At 40.8% G+C, this 14,183-nt stretch carries 13 protein-coding genes; 10 read left to right on the forward strand and 3 right to left on the reverse strand.

The window, feature by feature from the left end:
* The first annotated feature begins 5 nt into the window (after positions 1–5).
* Positions 6–656: a potassium channel family protein gene (locus tag DESOR_RS04030; protein WP_014183331.1), complete on the forward strand. Its 651-nt coding sequence runs from the start codon at positions 6–8 to the stop codon at positions 654–656.
* A gap of 32 nt (positions 657–688) precedes the next feature.
* Here DESOR_RS04030 and DESOR_RS04035 read toward each other — a convergent pair whose 3' ends face one another.
* Positions 689–2,107: a Na+/H+ antiporter NhaC family protein gene (locus DESOR_RS04035; RefSeq protein WP_014183332.1), complete on the reverse strand. Its 1,419-nt coding sequence runs from the start codon at positions 2,105–2,107 to the stop codon at positions 689–691.
* Between the two features lie 180 nt (positions 2,108–2,287).
* Between DESOR_RS04035 and DESOR_RS04040 the strand changes: the two genes are divergently transcribed.
* Positions 2,288–2,473, forward strand: coding sequence for a hypothetical protein (locus DESOR_RS04040; protein WP_014183333.1), 186 nt, complete (start codon positions 2,288–2,290; stop codon positions 2,471–2,473).
* 57 nt (positions 2,474–2,530) lie between these two features.
* Here DESOR_RS04040 and DESOR_RS04045 read toward each other — a convergent pair whose 3' ends face one another.
* A complete protein-coding gene (locus DESOR_RS04045) occupies positions 2,531–3,388 on the reverse strand; it encodes a methyl-accepting chemotaxis protein (protein WP_014183334.1) in 858 nt (285 codons plus the stop codon).
* A gap of 95 nt (positions 3,389–3,483) precedes the next feature.
* Positions 3,484–4,173, reverse strand: a complete 690-nt coding sequence (locus tag DESOR_RS04050) for a hypothetical protein (protein WP_014183335.1) — start codon at positions 4,171–4,173, stop codon at positions 3,484–3,486.
* A 557-nt stretch (positions 4,174–4,730) separates the two neighbouring features.
* On the opposite strand from DESOR_RS04050, the gene sucC reads away from it, so the two are divergent.
* The 8 genes from sucC (at position 4,731) to DESOR_RS04090 (ending at position 14,138) form a co-directional block, all read left to right on the forward strand.
* The gene (sucC, locus tag DESOR_RS04055) at positions 4,731–5,843 is read left to right on the forward strand and encodes an ADP-forming succinate--CoA ligase subunit beta (protein ID WP_042330786.1); all 1,113 of its coding nucleotides are present in this window, start codon (positions 4,731–4,733) and stop codon (positions 5,841–5,843) included.
* A gap of 76 nt (positions 5,844–5,919) precedes the next feature.
* A complete protein-coding gene (gene sucD, locus DESOR_RS04060; RefSeq protein WP_014183337.1) occupies positions 5,920–6,789 on the forward strand; it encodes a succinate--CoA ligase subunit alpha in 870 nt (289 codons plus the stop codon).
* A gap of 425 nt (positions 6,790–7,214) precedes the next feature.
* Positions 7,215–9,026, forward strand: a complete 1,812-nt coding sequence (locus DESOR_RS04065; protein WP_014183338.1) for an acyl-CoA dehydrogenase family protein — start codon at positions 7,215–7,217, stop codon at positions 9,024–9,026.
* 95 nt (positions 9,027–9,121) lie between these two features.
* A complete protein-coding gene (locus tag DESOR_RS04070; RefSeq protein WP_148265225.1) occupies positions 9,122–10,015 on the forward strand; it encodes an MBL fold metallo-hydrolase in 894 nt (297 codons plus the stop codon).
* A 15-nt stretch (positions 10,016–10,030) separates the two neighbouring features.
* The gene (locus DESOR_RS04075; RefSeq protein ID WP_014183340.1) at positions 10,031–10,645 is read left to right on the forward strand and encodes a nitroreductase family protein; all 615 of its coding nucleotides are present in this window, start codon (positions 10,031–10,033) and stop codon (positions 10,643–10,645) included.
* 22 nt (positions 10,646–10,667) lie between these two features.
* On the forward strand, positions 10,668–11,534 hold the full coding sequence (locus DESOR_RS04080; protein ID WP_014183341.1) for a 3-hydroxyacyl-CoA dehydrogenase family protein: 867 nt from the start codon (positions 10,668–10,670) through the stop codon (positions 11,532–11,534).
* 43 nt (positions 11,535–11,577) lie between these two features.
* Complete coding sequence (locus DESOR_RS04085) at positions 11,578–12,744, forward strand: thiolase family protein (protein WP_014183342.1); 1,167 nt, start codon at positions 11,578–11,580, stop codon at positions 12,742–12,744.
* A 92-nt stretch (positions 12,745–12,836) separates the two neighbouring features.
* Entirely contained in the window at positions 12,837–14,138 is a 1,302-nt protein-coding gene (locus tag DESOR_RS04090) for a DUF362 domain-containing protein (protein ID WP_014183343.1), read from the forward strand.
* Positions 14,139–14,183 lie beyond the last annotated feature (45 nt).

Consider the following 14,183-nt stretch of genomic DNA (forward strand, 5'->3'; position numbering starts at 1 on the left):
TTTTTATGCGAAGACAATTTGTGGTTATTGGATTAGGCAGATTTGGAACAAGTGTAGCTAGGACGCTTAGTGAACTAGGTCATGATGTTTTGGCAATGGATAAGAATGAACAGGCAGTTCATACCATAATGAATGAAGTAACTCAAGCGGTTCAGGCGGATGGGCGTGAAGAAGAGACTCTTAAAGCGTTGGGCGTTCGAAATTTTGATGTTGCCATCGTTGCCATGGGAGATGACTTAGAGGCAAATATTTTAATAACCTTGATGCTGAAAGAAATGGGAATACCTAAAGTCGTGGCCAAGGCGCAATCGTCACAACATGGTAAGGTTCTGGAGAGAATTGGGGCAGATCAAATAATATATCCGGAACAGGATATGGGAATTCGCTTAGCCCATAACCTAATTCGCCCCAATGTCATGGAGTTTATTGAACTATCGCCGGATCATAGCATTTTTGAAATTACTGCATCCCCGCGTTTTGTTAAGAAGACCATTGGTGAAGCAGATTTAAGGGCTAAGTATGGAATTAATGTAATGGCAATCAAAAAGAAAAATGGAAACATTGTTGTTGCTCCAGGGGCAGACTATTTAATTGAAGAAAAGGATATTCTCGTTATTGTTGGCAGTAAGGGAGCACTAACAAAATTACCGGATTAATCAAGAAATTTGATTGGACTGGGTAATGGAGTTTAAACGAGGAATGCAACCAAGCTATAAAGAAACGTGGTTATTCCGGCAGCAATCAAGGAAGGCTTTAGTTTGTACCGAGCATAAATCATGACAGGTAAATCAAGGATGGCACAGAGTGTAATAGAGTTATCACTAAGAGGGGAAGCAAAAGCGCCGAATGTTCCACTGGCAAAGACAGCTCCGATGACGAGGCTAATATTGGTACCTGTTTGATGAGCAAGTGTTACCGCCAAAGGCATTAGTAACCCCCAGGTTCCCCAAGAGGAACCAATAAAATAAGCAATAAAGCTTCCCAAAACAAAGACAACAGGGGCAATAAAGGCTTGTGGAATTATGCCAACCAAACTTGACGAAATATAGGTAGAGAACCCCAAGTCCTCTGATACTGCCGATAAAGCCCAAACTAAACTAAGCATAAGTATTACTGAGACTAGTTCATTGCCTCCTTCAATAAAAGTAGAGATGATCTTAGAGATATTATATCCTTGTAAGAAAATCATTATCAGCGTTAAAAAGAAGGTAATAAACAATGCCTCAAGCATAACTTTTAGAGCATCTGCCCTTACGAAGGCTTCAAAAATAGTGTTTGTTCGTGAAGATCCATCCAACCAACTTAAATAGAGAGTCATGAGTAAAACCATGCTAAGGGAAAAGAGCAGATTCATGGGTTTACTGGGGGCTTCTTTTTCATAAGCTTGCAGACATTTTTGTAATTCTTCTTCTTCTTTTTGGGCTTCTGATTTTTCTTCTAAACTTTCCTGCATAGTATTACGCATTTCTTTGAAAAAACTATAGTATATCCCTATCCCGATAATAACAAGAGAAAAGAAATTGAAAGGTATGCTTCTAATGTAAACACTGTAAGGTGATTCCTGAATTCCTACCTGCCGTAAGGCTGTTCCAATTAATGAAACCATATAACCCACAAAGGCGGTAGCGACAGGTATGATAGCTACAACTGGATTTGACGTTACTTCGATCATAAAACCGATCTTTGGAATTGAAAGAGGCAATCTTCTTTTAAGCAACTTTACAATGGGTCCTATGGTTACAATTCTAAAATTAGGATTGTTAAAGGTTCCAATTGTTGAAAGCCATATAAGCAGCATTGCTGAACGTTTGGTTTTAACTTTTCGTCCCACCAGGTCGACTACGCCTTTGATTCCCCCGGCCATTTTTGTTAAATTAATGAGACCTGCAAAAACATAGAGAAAGATAATAATCCGGATATTATTGGGTTTTACTAAATTGTCAATGAGGTAAGCGATTAGAGTTTCAATTCCCCCTAATAAATTAGGTTTTAAAAGATAACTTCCTAAGATCAGCCCGGCAAGTAAACCGGGTTTAACCTGTTTAGTCAGCAGTGCTATGGGAATGACAACGACAAAAGGTAATAACGAAATCCAGGAACTCTGCATAGATACCCTCTTTCCGTAAGCATTTGATGACAAATATCTTATATATTATCTCCAAATTGGCAAATATATATTTACCTGTTTGTATTAACCATTTTAGAAGGATTCTTTTAAGTTGCATCGAATTGTAGAAAATAGGTAGTTATGATTTAACATTTTTAACATAGATGGGAGATAATTATTTTGGAAAAACCGCAAAGTAATCCAAGCCGTATGGTGGTTGTTGAAGATAAATATAGTGGTGAACGTTTTCTGGTCGATCTATTACGGGGAGAGACCTATGATAAAAATCAATTTACGAAAATCACTTATGAAGTTCCATTAAAGAAAGAGTTTTGGGATTTGCCCCGTTTAAATAAGTCAAGATAATAAAGACACTTGTCAAATTTGACAAATGTCTTTTGTGGCCTTTGTGTCGCCTGGGCATTAAATGATTTCGGCGACTTTTTGAATCGTTTGGGTATTTGCAGAAAAACTTTGTATTGCGGCGGTCATTTCTTGATTAGCTGCGGCTTGAGTAGCGGCGACATCATTTAATTCTTTGGTTTTTTCCATAAGATGATTGATTTTGTAATTAATAGAGGATATGAGCTTTTTGGTATCATTAACAGAATTAGCGCTGTTTTCAGCCATTTTGCGAATTTCATCGGCTACAACCGCAAAGCCTCTGCCGAATTCTCCGGCTCGGGCTGCTTCAATGGCAGCATTGAGTCCTAAAAGCCGAGAATTTGTTGCTACATTATTCACAAAATCCAGGATGTCATTCGTTTTCTCTATTAAACTCAAAATATCATGAGTTTCATTTAATACCTCAGAAACATTATTGGATAACAATACTGCTGAGGATGCTAAATCTTCTGTTGTCGCAGAAAGCTGTTCAGCTGAAGATGTGATATTCTCAGTTATCTCTTGTAGAGCAGTTTGACCTTTCAAGCTAAGGGCTAAAGTTAACGTTCCGATAATCCCTTCGGAGGAGTCTCTGATAGGTACGGTCGAAGACTTAAAGGCCACTCCATATTGTTCTTTGGGTATAATGCCTGTTTTATTAGCGCCTGTTTTTAAAGCGATGGGTATATGTCCCTTTGCAGGAATGGGGCTCCCGATTAAATCCGATTCTTTGACAACTGCTTCTGAGCCCATAAAATAATGACGGAATTTTTTAGTGTCCGTAACGATGACCGTGTTTTCGATTGGAATAACTTTATGGAACAACAAGGCCATTTTTCCGATCATATCAAAGTATTTATCCTCGCTTAGGGAATCATTTTCTAGGGGTTTCTCCATTGAAAACGCCTCTTTCAAGTTGATTAGTTAGTTAAAAGCAAGCGCCCACTTAATTTTAGTTAGTTTAATTTGTGAGCGCTTACCTTCGAGGGGGCTTATCCGTGTATATCGGTATTAGCAGGAGGCGCTCCCGCTAGTTTTGCTAATAGTTGGCCTATGCCATAAATTCCTACAATGAATATTGATCCTACTACCAGTTCAATTCCAATCCACTGAAATACATTTACTGTTGGCACAGTAGCGGCTATCGCTTTTTCCGTCGCTTCCTTCATAGCGGCTATTGCTTCAGGATTATCGCCTGCTGCAGCAACTGCATTAGCGTAACCGGCTACCGTATGGGCTGCAATAGCAGCAGTGGTATAACCGCCGGATACCGCACCGGCTATGGTAAAGCACATAAAGGCGTAGTTATTAAATACCCAAGGAATAATGTCTTTTAAAAATACAATTAGAGCAACGAATAATGCAATGTAGATTAATTTGGCAATAAACATAGCTTCCGCAGTATGGGGCTCTGTTACTTTTGTCATATCTCCGCCTAACATTGGGACGATGACACCCATCCAATAAGTAATCAGAACAAGGTTAAGCAGCCCAAAGGCACTGCCAATTAAAATAGCAGGGGCTTCCTTAATGTTCATATGTGACATAAAATAAAAAATCATAATTAAAAATGCGGGCCAGGCTGCTAAGTGTCGAGGCTCTAAAATTAATTCTGCTGCCATAATAAGTACAAGTAATAAAGCTAGAAAGATAATGTTCAATTTGTTGAGGGGATTAACCATTTACTCATCCTCCTTAATATTTAGTATAGGATTAAGAATTTAGATGCCTCCTTTCTTCTGCCGGTATACACCCACTAGGGTTGAAAATGGGTGAATGTGGATAACAATTATGCAACTTCAATGCCAAAATTAAATTAATTTTTAAAATTCAAAATATTCAAGCATGCAAAGCCTCTATTTGCCTCATTCCAAAAGGCATTCAGGTCCAAGACATTGAAGAATTTGAGTAATAGAAACGAAATTAGCTTATTATCATCCAAAGTTTAGTAAATGAAACAGGATTTAGTGTATAGTAAATATACATACTGTATACAAATCATACATTGGAGATAGCCAGAAATTTAAAAATTCTCTTTAGGTGTCGATGAATAAATGGGAAGTTCTTTGGCACGAGAATTGCAAATATTATTTAGAAATATAATTTGAGTAAATAAAAGTTTTAGAAACGTTCAGAGATTAATAATAGTATAAATGCAATTTGTTAAGATTCCACAGCTATATGTAAAGTAAACACTAAGAGATTTGGAAAGGACATTTAGAAGGGAGAGATCTGGAAAGTGAAAATGTTCGAATATATGGGAAAGGAATTGTTTTCGAGGTTTGGTCTGAGGGTACCCAAAGGAGGAATGGTCAGTAATCCTGATCAAGCCGCTCAACAGGCAGAAGAAATCGGTTTTCCAGTTGTCATCAAATCCCAAGTTCTATCAGGGAAGAGAGGGAAAGCCGGAGGGATAAAGTTCGCGGATAATCCCGAGCAAGTTAGAATTGCCGCACGAGATATCATGGGAATGTCCATACAGGGGCATTTTGTAGAAAAATTGCTTGTGGAAGAAAAATTGAACATTGATAAAGAGCTTTATTTAGCTATTACCATAGACCTGGCAACCAAAACGCCTGTGATCATTGCTTCTGCTCATGGTGGGATGGATATTGAAGAGGTTGCCGAAGAGTTTATTTTCACGGAGATCATTGATGTGGAATTAGGCATGCAAAGCTTTATTGCCAGTGATATTGTGAGAAGACTGGGGGTAAGGCTTAATACGCCTATTGGTAAAGAACTTGTCAGAGTGATTATGACATTATATAAGATCTTTAAGGACGTTGATGCTGAGTTGGTAGAGATAAATCCTTTAGTCATCAGCGGTGAGAAGATCATTGCAGCAGATTCTAAGGTGACTATTGATGATGCTGCACTTTATCGGCAAAAAAACTTGCCTAGGGCGGAAAATCGCACCGCTGCTGAAAAAACGGCTCATGATTTAGGGCTTTCTTTTGTTGAATTAGATGGTGATATTGGAGTTATGGCAAATGGAGCTGGTATCACTATGGGTACTTTGGATACTATCAGCTATTATGGCGGAAAACCTGCCAATTTTCTGGATGCAGGCGGGGGGACCGGCGAAGAGGGTACTGCAAAAGCCATAGAGCTCATACTATCCAGAAATCCTAAAACCATTGTTATAAATATCTTTGGCGGAATCACTCGTTGTGATGATGTTGCAAGAGCTTTGGCAAAGGTAAAAGAGACTGTGGGTATTCCAGTTCCTGTTGTCATACGCTTGGTGGGGACTAACCAAGAGGCAGGCAGAGCAATTCTTAAGGAAGCCGGAATTGAAGCTTATGATTTCATGCAGGATGCCATTAAGAAAGCTGTGGAGCTGGCACAGTAAGGGATTTGAATAGAAAGATGAAGTTTTGCCTTAGTGGGATGGGTATCGGAGAGCATATAGGACGGGGGAGATTGCTTTGTCTATATTGATTGATGAAACTACGCATGTCTTAGTTCAAGGAGTATCAGGAAAACAGGGGTTTTTTCATGCCAAGGAGATGTTGGCTTATGGTACAAAAGTGATTGCCGGTACTTCACCGGGTAAAGGCGGGACCGTGATAGGAGGGATACCGGTATATGATAGTGTTCGCGCTGCATGTGACAATCATCGGATTGATGCGTCCGTCATCTTTGTTCCGGCATCGTTGGCCAAAGATGCCGCATTGGAAGCTTTGGAAGCCGGGGTTAAAGTGGTAGTAGTGGTAACAGAACATATTCCTGTTCATGATGAAATGGCTATCATTTCTTATGCAAAGAGAGTTAATTCGGTGGTCATTGGACCCAATACCTTTGGCATTGTCTCCTCGGGCAAATGTAAAATTGGTATTCCTCCCAATCAATTTTTCATTCCGGGTCCAGTGGGTGTTGTGGCTCGCTCGGGTACTCTGACTTACGAAATTGTAGGGAATCTCACTGCCCGGAATATTGGGCAGACAACGGTGGTGGGCATGGGTGGTGACCGCATCGTCGGTCTGACTTTTGTTGATGTCCTCAAAAAATTTGAGCAAGACCCGGAAACCCGAGCCGTTGTGTTAATTGGAGAAATCGGTGGCAATGCTGAGGAAGAAGCCTCAAATTATATTACTGAGATGACCAAACCTGTTGTCGCCTATATTGCTGGGAAGAGCGCCCCTCAGGGCAAGCAAATGGGGCATGCTGGGGCTATCATTGAACGAGGTAAGGGAACTTATGAGGGTAAAGTAAAGGCTCTCACTGCTGCAGGGGCTAAAGTTGTCGAACTGCCCTTTGAAGTACCGGAGGTCATCAAGGATTTACTTGCCTTGTAATTTGAATCAGGGTTATCTTAATGAGACCACCTGCTTTTGAAGCAGGTGGTTTTTCAGTATGACTATGTCGACTAAGCTGAAGAGATCCTTCGGAAAATGTATGGTAACTATACTGGAAAACAAGGAATAAATTTATGATCTGTTTCAATTCCATACAGGTTTGAGCTTGTTATTTGGAATTAAAGTAGTTGTTCGTCCATGCATAAAAGCTTATAAACTTTAGATTCTATCAGAGTTGAAAGATCCTAATAAACATTCGTTGCAGAGTTTTTTTACAGTTGGCATGGTTTTTGTAATAGAGAGTAAGCAACTTATTTGCAGAAATTTAAGTAAATAGGCAAATTTAAGAATCTGACTGAGTGAGGTGAGCATTAGCTAAATTACGGATCTAATAATTAAGAATAATGAGAGAAGGACGTGTTTTTTTGGCAAGCAAATATATTTACAGCAATCGTGATAACAAGTTTATTATTAAAGAATGGTTAGATGGAAGAAAAATCCTCAATTTAAAGCGTTTCAGGGATTATCTGAGTATTGATGACGTTGATTCAATCCTTGATGAAGCACTGAAAATGAGCAGAGATGTTGTAGCTCCTACTAACGACGATGGTGATACAATTGGAGCCAAATTTGTTGATGGAAAAGTCATTGTTCCGCCTTCTTTCCATAAAGCATGGAAGTTTGTTGAAGAAAACGGCTGGGGCGGAAGCAACAAGGACGTAGATGGGGAAGGAACTTTGCCTGAAATTCTCAGTGAATCTGTTCGTGAATTTATGATTGCAGCAAATCCCTCAATAACACCTTACTGGGGTTTAGCGGGCGGCATTGCATCTGTAATTAAAGCATTTGGCTCTAAAGAACAAGTGGAGCTCTATACTTCTAATATGTTTGCAGGTGTCTGGGGAGGCACAATGTGCTTAACAGAACCTGGAGGTGGTTCGGATGTTGGGGATATGACATCAAAAGCATATCCAACGGATAATCCGCATTTATTTAAAATAAAAGGAACAAAATGCTTTATTACAGGTGGGGATCATAATCTGACTGAAAACATTATCCACCTGGTATTGGCTCGAATCGATGGCGCGGCTACTGGAACCAAAGGTCTATCCTTATTTATTGTTCCTAAAATCTGGGTCAATGACGATGGAAGTCTTGGAGACTCCAATGATGTAACAACCGTCGGAATTGAACACAAAATGGGTCTTAAGGGTTCTTCCACTGCAGTACTCAGTTTTGGCGATGATGATAAGTGCTTTGGTTGGTTGTTGGGCAATCCTCCTAATGAAAAAGGTTATGGCGAGGGTATGGCGCAAATGTTCAAAATGATCAATGGGTCCAGAATGGATACCGGTCATAGTGCCTTAGGGGTAGCAACTGTAGCCTATAACAATTCCGTTAGTTATGCCAAAGAGCGGATTCAGGGACGTCCAATCACGGACCCGAGAGGGAAGAGAGTACCCATTATTCAACACGAAGATGTTCGCCGCATGCTCCTTACTCAAAAGGCAACCTTAGATGCTATGAGAGCTATGATCTTTCAAGGATACTATTATTTGGACCTGATTGATTTCGGAGGGGAGCCTGAAGATGTAAAACAAGCTAAACGCTTCATTGAAGTAATTACGCCATTAGTGAAAGCCTATTGCTCTGACCAAGGTTGGCTTATGGTTACGGAAGCAATTCAAGTCTTTGCCGGTTACGGCTTTACAGAAGAGTATCCCGTTGCTAAGTGTGCCAGAGATATCAAAATCTACTCGATTTGGGAAGGCACTAACTTTATTCAATCTATGGATCTTGTCGGCCGTAAATGGAATCTTGATAATGGCAATATCTTTAAAGAGTTTTTACAAGCCATTGGTGCATTCCTGGAAGTCAATAAAGAAAATACCGAATTTGCTGCTGAATTTGCATTGCTTGGGGAAGCCTTAGAGTCTTATATAGGCATGTTGAAGACAGTACTGGGCTACTTTAAAAGTGATATCAGAATGGTACCTTTGTACAGCTCGAGAATTCTGCGGATCACAGCTGAATTATATGCCGCTTACTTGTTGATGCAGCAGGCTTTAATCTGCAGTGCAAAAATTAATGAAGGGACAAAGGACGTATTCTTTTCCGGCAAAATTCAAACCGCTAAATTTTATGTGCATAATATTTTACCGGATGTTATGGCTACTGTCCGAGTTATTAAAGATGCTGACATGTCAGCCATTGACATGCCGGAAGATGCTTTTTAAGGGTTAAGTTGAACTGTTATTAGGCGATGGCCTATGCAGTGATGTGTAAAATGTAAAAATTATCTGAGTGACAGAGGATTGAGTGGGTTGGAAAAATGAGGAAAGAAATGCTTATTGAGCTGCTGCCAAAACTTTTCTTTGTACCCGGAGAGCATAAAGGACGATTCCCTTACAGTAACGGTTTATTGATTAATTCGGAATTGAGAGTCCTTGTCGATGCTGGGTTTGGTCAAAGCCGCCGGGAAGAAATACTGAAAACCGGTGATGTGGATGTCATTATTAATACACACTTTCATTTGGACCATGCCTTTGGAAATAAGTTTTTTCCAAAAGCAAAGGTTTGGGCCCATCATCTTGATGCACCGGCTCTGCGCAGTCCTGAGGAGTTTTTTAATTACACAGGCATTAAACATGCTCCTGAATTTCCTGAGGGCTATCCCTTTCCGCGAGGCATGCAGGGGCGAGCGGTGGAGAGAGAGCTTGTGGATGGGGAAATTTTGGATTTTGGAGATGTAGCATTTCAAGTCATTCATACCCCCGGTCATACCCCTGGGCACATCTCTCTTTTTGAAACAAGGACAGGTATTTTGTTTTCAGGAGATATTGATCTGTCCCCCTTTGGTCCTTTTTATGGAAACTCAAGTTCGAGTTTGGAGGAGTTTCACAGCTCTATCAGGCGGTTGATAGAGTTAAAGCCCAAAGTAATAGTTTCCAGTCATTCCGAGATCATTTCAGACAATATCCCCGAAAGACTTCAAGAATACAAAGAGATAATGGATTTCAGAGATGAGAAGATTATACAAAACATACGAACACCTATGATGAAAGAAGAATTATTGAAAAAAAACATTATCTATGATCACTATCCCGAACCTCAAAACCTATACCGGCATTTTGAAGAGGTCATGATTGGAAAACACCTGGGTCGTTTAGTAAAACAGGGCAAGGTTGTGATAATGCCAAATCAAAAGTATAAGGCTTTTGCCTGAAAGGTGGTTAGTCGATTGGATGTAAAGGAAGCACTCTTAAAGAGGAGAAGCATTCGAAAATTCAAATCGGATCCCGTACCGGACGATTTACTGCAAGAATTATTTGAGGCTGCTCGTTTAGCCCCATCTGGTACCAATCATCAACCGTGGAGATTTGTCGTTGTGAAGAATCAAAGGATAAAAGAACAAATCCAAAATGCAGCCTTTAATCAAAGATTCCTAAGTGAAGCTCCTATTTTGCTTGTTTGTTGTGCGGATCTTTCTTCATATGCCAATAACACCAGAAAAAGGGTTCAGGAGTTAGTAGACGCAGGAGTATTTGGGCCGGATGCTTTTGATAATTATCCTAATATTGATAAGCAGCTTGATGAGAATACCTTAAAAGGGTTTATACCCCATGCCATGTTGAATGTTGCACTGGCTATAGAGCATATTGCCTTACGGGCAGTGTCTTTGGGCCTGGGCACGTGCTGGGTTCAATTAATGAAAGCCAAAAAAATCGCTCAGATCCTGGACCTGCCGGATAACCTGGTTATTACAGCATTGTTGCCCGTAGGTTATCCGAATCAAGATCCACCTCAACGTCCAAGGATCAATCTTGAAGAGATTATTTATAAAGTGTTGGATTAATTTGTTTTTGGAGGCGCTTATTATGAAGTTAGAGGACATTAAAAAGATCTGTGTAATTGGAGCCGGAAACATGGGCCATCAAATAGCAGTGTGTTGTGCCTTGGCCGGGTATCAGGTATCCTGTACTGATATTAGTCAGGAAATGTTAGATAAGGCTGAAAGCTTTGCCAAAGGTTATCTTCCGGAACGTGTTGCCAAAGGAAAAATGAAGCAGGAACAAGCAGATATGGCCCTAGCCAATCTCAGTTTTAGCAATAAGCTGGAAGAAGCAGCTGGAGATGCAGATTATGTCATCGAAGCCGCTGTCGAAAAAATAGAGGTTAAACGGAAGCTTTTTGCTGACCTTGATAGAATAACTCCTTCTCATGCCATTTTAGCAACGAATAGTTCATTTATTGTTAGTTCAGAGGTTGCTTACTCCACTAAGAGGCCGGAAAAGGTTTGCAATATGCACTTTTTTAATCCGGCCTTGGTGATGAAGCTGGTGGAGGTTGTCCAAGGTGCTCATACCTCTGCCGAAACAGCGCAAATTACCATGGATTTGGCTGGAAAACTTGGCAAAACAGGTGTTTTGCTGAAGAAGGAAATCTATGGTTTTGTTGTGAATCGGATTTTAGCAGCTCTAAATGCTGAGGCTATGTTCCTTGCCGATATGGGGATTGCAACTCCGGAAGAGATTGATATTGCAGTAACTAATGCATTAGGGCATCCTATGGGTCCGTTTCGTTTAGTCGATCTGACTGGTATTGATCTGGCTTATTATATAGGCATGGAACGTTACCAGACTACCGGAGATCCTAAAGATAAACCTTCACCATTAATTGTGGAGAAATTTACTAAAGGGGAATATGGGGTTAAAACCAAAAAAGGATTTTATACCTACGATTGATAAATTCGGTAAGCTCGTAATGAACCTTTAAGGAGGAAAAAGAATGCCCAAAGAAGCTGTGATTGTATCGGCAGTTCGTACGCCTATTGGTCGAGCGGGAGGTACCCTAGGCAGGATTCCCCCCCATATTTATGGCGCGGAAGTATTAAAAGAGGCTGTGAAACGTATTGATTTAGATCCCTATGAGATAGAGGACGTTATCATGGGAAATTGCTTAAATGCCGGAGGAAACATTGCCCATCTATGCTCACTGCAAGCAGGCTTGCCTATAGAGCTTGCGGGCATAACAGTGGATCGGCAGTGCGGTTCAGGTCTGAATGCCGTTAATTTAGCAGCCCAAGCTATTATGGCCGGTATGGGAGAGGTCTATCTTGCGGGGGGAACAGAGAGCTGCTCTCTAACTCCATATATAATGGAACACACAGATTTCTTTAGCAGGACACCGCCAAAATTCCGAAGTTTTCAGTTATCCCCCGATGAAATAGGCAATCCCCCCATGGGGATTACCGCCGAAAATTTGGCGGATAAATATCACATCAGCCGTCAGGAACAGGACGAATTTGCTCTATGCAGCCAGCAAAAGATGGGCAAGGCTATGGAAGCAGGTTATTTTAAAGAGCAAATTGTGCCCCTGACCATTCCTCTTGGCAAAGGGAAAACAATGGTTTTTGATACAGATGAACATCCTAGGCCGCAAACCACTATGGAAGGTTTGGCTAAACTAGGTCCTGCTTTTAAAGCGGGAGGTTCGGTCACTGCAGGAAACAGTTCAGGTGTTAATGATGCAGCAGCAGCAGTGGTTGTTATGTCTGCTGATCGGGCTAAAGCTCTTGGATTACAACCTATGGCTAAAATCCGCACTTTTGCGGTTGCCGGGGTTGATCCCAATATCATGGGTATCGGTCCGGTGCCGGCAACTAGGAAGGTATTAGCTCAAGCAGGTCTTTCTCTGGAAGATATGGACATTATCGAACTCAACGAAGCTTTTGCTGCGCAAGTGTTAGCGGTGGATAGGGAACTCCATTTTGACATGAGTAAAGTTAATGTTAATGGGGGAGCCATTGCCCATGGGCATCCAATTGCAGCGACAGGTGCCATTCTGACGACAAAATTGGTATACGAGATGAATCGCAGAGATGTTCAATTTGGCTTAATCACAGCCTGTATTGGTGGTGGGCAAGGAATTTCCACTGTTTTTGAAAGGGTTTAAGTAACATGGAGCTTTTTAATCCCCTGGCCTTTAGAAGGTCGGGGGACCTTGCTATTGTGGCCATAGTAATAAGATAGAAATGAGGAGTGACAATGGTAAAAGCCCCTGTTTCTCTTATAAAAGTTGCTGATGTGTACGAAGCGGTTCAGGAAAGCTTGAAACTTTGCGACGGATTATCAGGATTAAAAGTTAATGATAGAATCTTAATAAAACCGAATATTGTCAGCTGGGATTTCAAGTTACCGTTCCCTCCTTATGGTGTTGTAACAACCAGTGTCGTAATAAATGCTTTAGTTCGCATTTTAGCTGAAAATGGTTTTAAGGATTTAACTATTGGCGAAGGAGCACTTCCTAATGTTAAAGCTAAGGGAACAGCTGTATATGAAGCCTTGGGCTACAAAACTTTGCAAGAGCGCTATGGAGTCAAGCTGGTGGACTTTAATACAGAAAAATTTGTTGCGGTTGAGTATGAGGACGGCTTTAAACTAGATATTGCTCATCATGCTCTTGAAGCAGATAAGATTATCAATGTGCCGGTTTTAAAGACTCATAGTCAAGCTAAAGTTTCTTTAGGTATTAAAAACCTTAAAGGATGCCTCAATAAAAAATCGAAACAAGCATGCCACGGCTTGGGTGATCAGGATCTTCCTTTTACTTTCCCACGAATTATTGAAAAGTTGCCGGTGGCCTTAACGATCATTGATGGACTCTATACTTTAGAAAAAGGTCCGGGTCCAACTGGAAAAGCCTATAGAAAGGACTTGATTATTGCCTCTCGTGATCCCTTTGCCTGTGATTTAGTAGGTGCGGCTATTCTTGGTTATTCTGCTAAGGAGGTCGAACATCTTAAATACTATGCCAAACGTCATGGTTACAGCTTGGAGTTGGCAGATTATGAGGTTAGAGGGGAAAAGGTATTAGAACAACAAGAATATACTATTTATGATTGGGGCTGGACGGAGGACGACACCGGTCCAGTGGGATTCAAAAAACGTGGTATTACAGGAATTGCTATTCGAAAGTACGATAATAGCTTGTGCACGGGGTGTTCAGTACAATTTAATCCTATGCTGATCCTATTGGGTTCCGCTTACAGAGGGCAGCCCTTTCCTAATGTCGAGTTGGTTAGCGGTAAGCAACAGCTGGCTTCACCCGGTTTTGACAGATCCGTATTATTTGGCAAGTGCGCTTGTCATAATAATAGGAACAATCCCAATATCAAAAAAGCTCTCTTTCTTTGGGGGTGTCCGCCGGATTTGGGAATGATTTCTGAACAGTTGGCTAAGGAAGGAATACAATGCGATTATCAAGAATACATTCGTTTTCGGAATTACCTATTCGATCGGTATAAAGCAGTTGAAGGTTTTGAATTAGCCGATTGGACTGTAGAATAAGTCCCATGTGTCTTTGAGTTGTATTATTGACCGAAGGTGCTTCTA

Source organism: Desulfosporosinus orientis DSM 765 (assembly GCF_000235605.1).
Classification (GTDB): Bacteria; Bacillota; Desulfitobacteriia; order Desulfitobacteriales; family Desulfitobacteriaceae; genus Desulfosporosinus; species Desulfosporosinus orientis.

Coding starts and splice junctions, on each gene's coding strand:
- DESOR_RS04030 (WP_014183331.1), top strand. CDS start 6: ATGCGAAGACAATTTGTGGTTATTGGATTAGGCAGATTTGGAACAAGT.
- DESOR_RS04035 (WP_014183332.1), bottom strand. CDS start 2,107: ATGCAGAGTTCCTGGATTTCGTTATTACCTTTTGTCGTTGTCATTCCC.
- DESOR_RS04045 (WP_014183334.1), bottom strand. CDS start 3,388: ATGGAGAAACCCCTAGAAAATGATTCCCTAAGCGAGGATAAATACTTT.
- DESOR_RS04050 (WP_014183335.1), bottom strand. CDS start 4,173: ATGGTTAATCCCCTCAACAAATTGAACATTATCTTTCTAGCTTTATTA.
- DESOR_RS04070 (WP_148265225.1), top strand. CDS start 9,122: ATGAGGAAAGAAATGCTTATTGAGCTGCTGCCAAAACTTTTCTTTGTA.
- DESOR_RS04080 (WP_014183341.1), top strand. CDS start 10,668: ATGAAGTTAGAGGACATTAAAAAGATCTGTGTAATTGGAGCCGGAAAC.
- DESOR_RS04085 (WP_014183342.1), top strand. CDS start 11,578: ATGCCCAAAGAAGCTGTGATTGTATCGGCAGTTCGTACGCCTATTGGT.
- DESOR_RS04090 (WP_014183343.1), top strand. CDS start 12,837: ATGGTAAAAGCCCCTGTTTCTCTTATAAAAGTTGCTGATGTGTACGAA.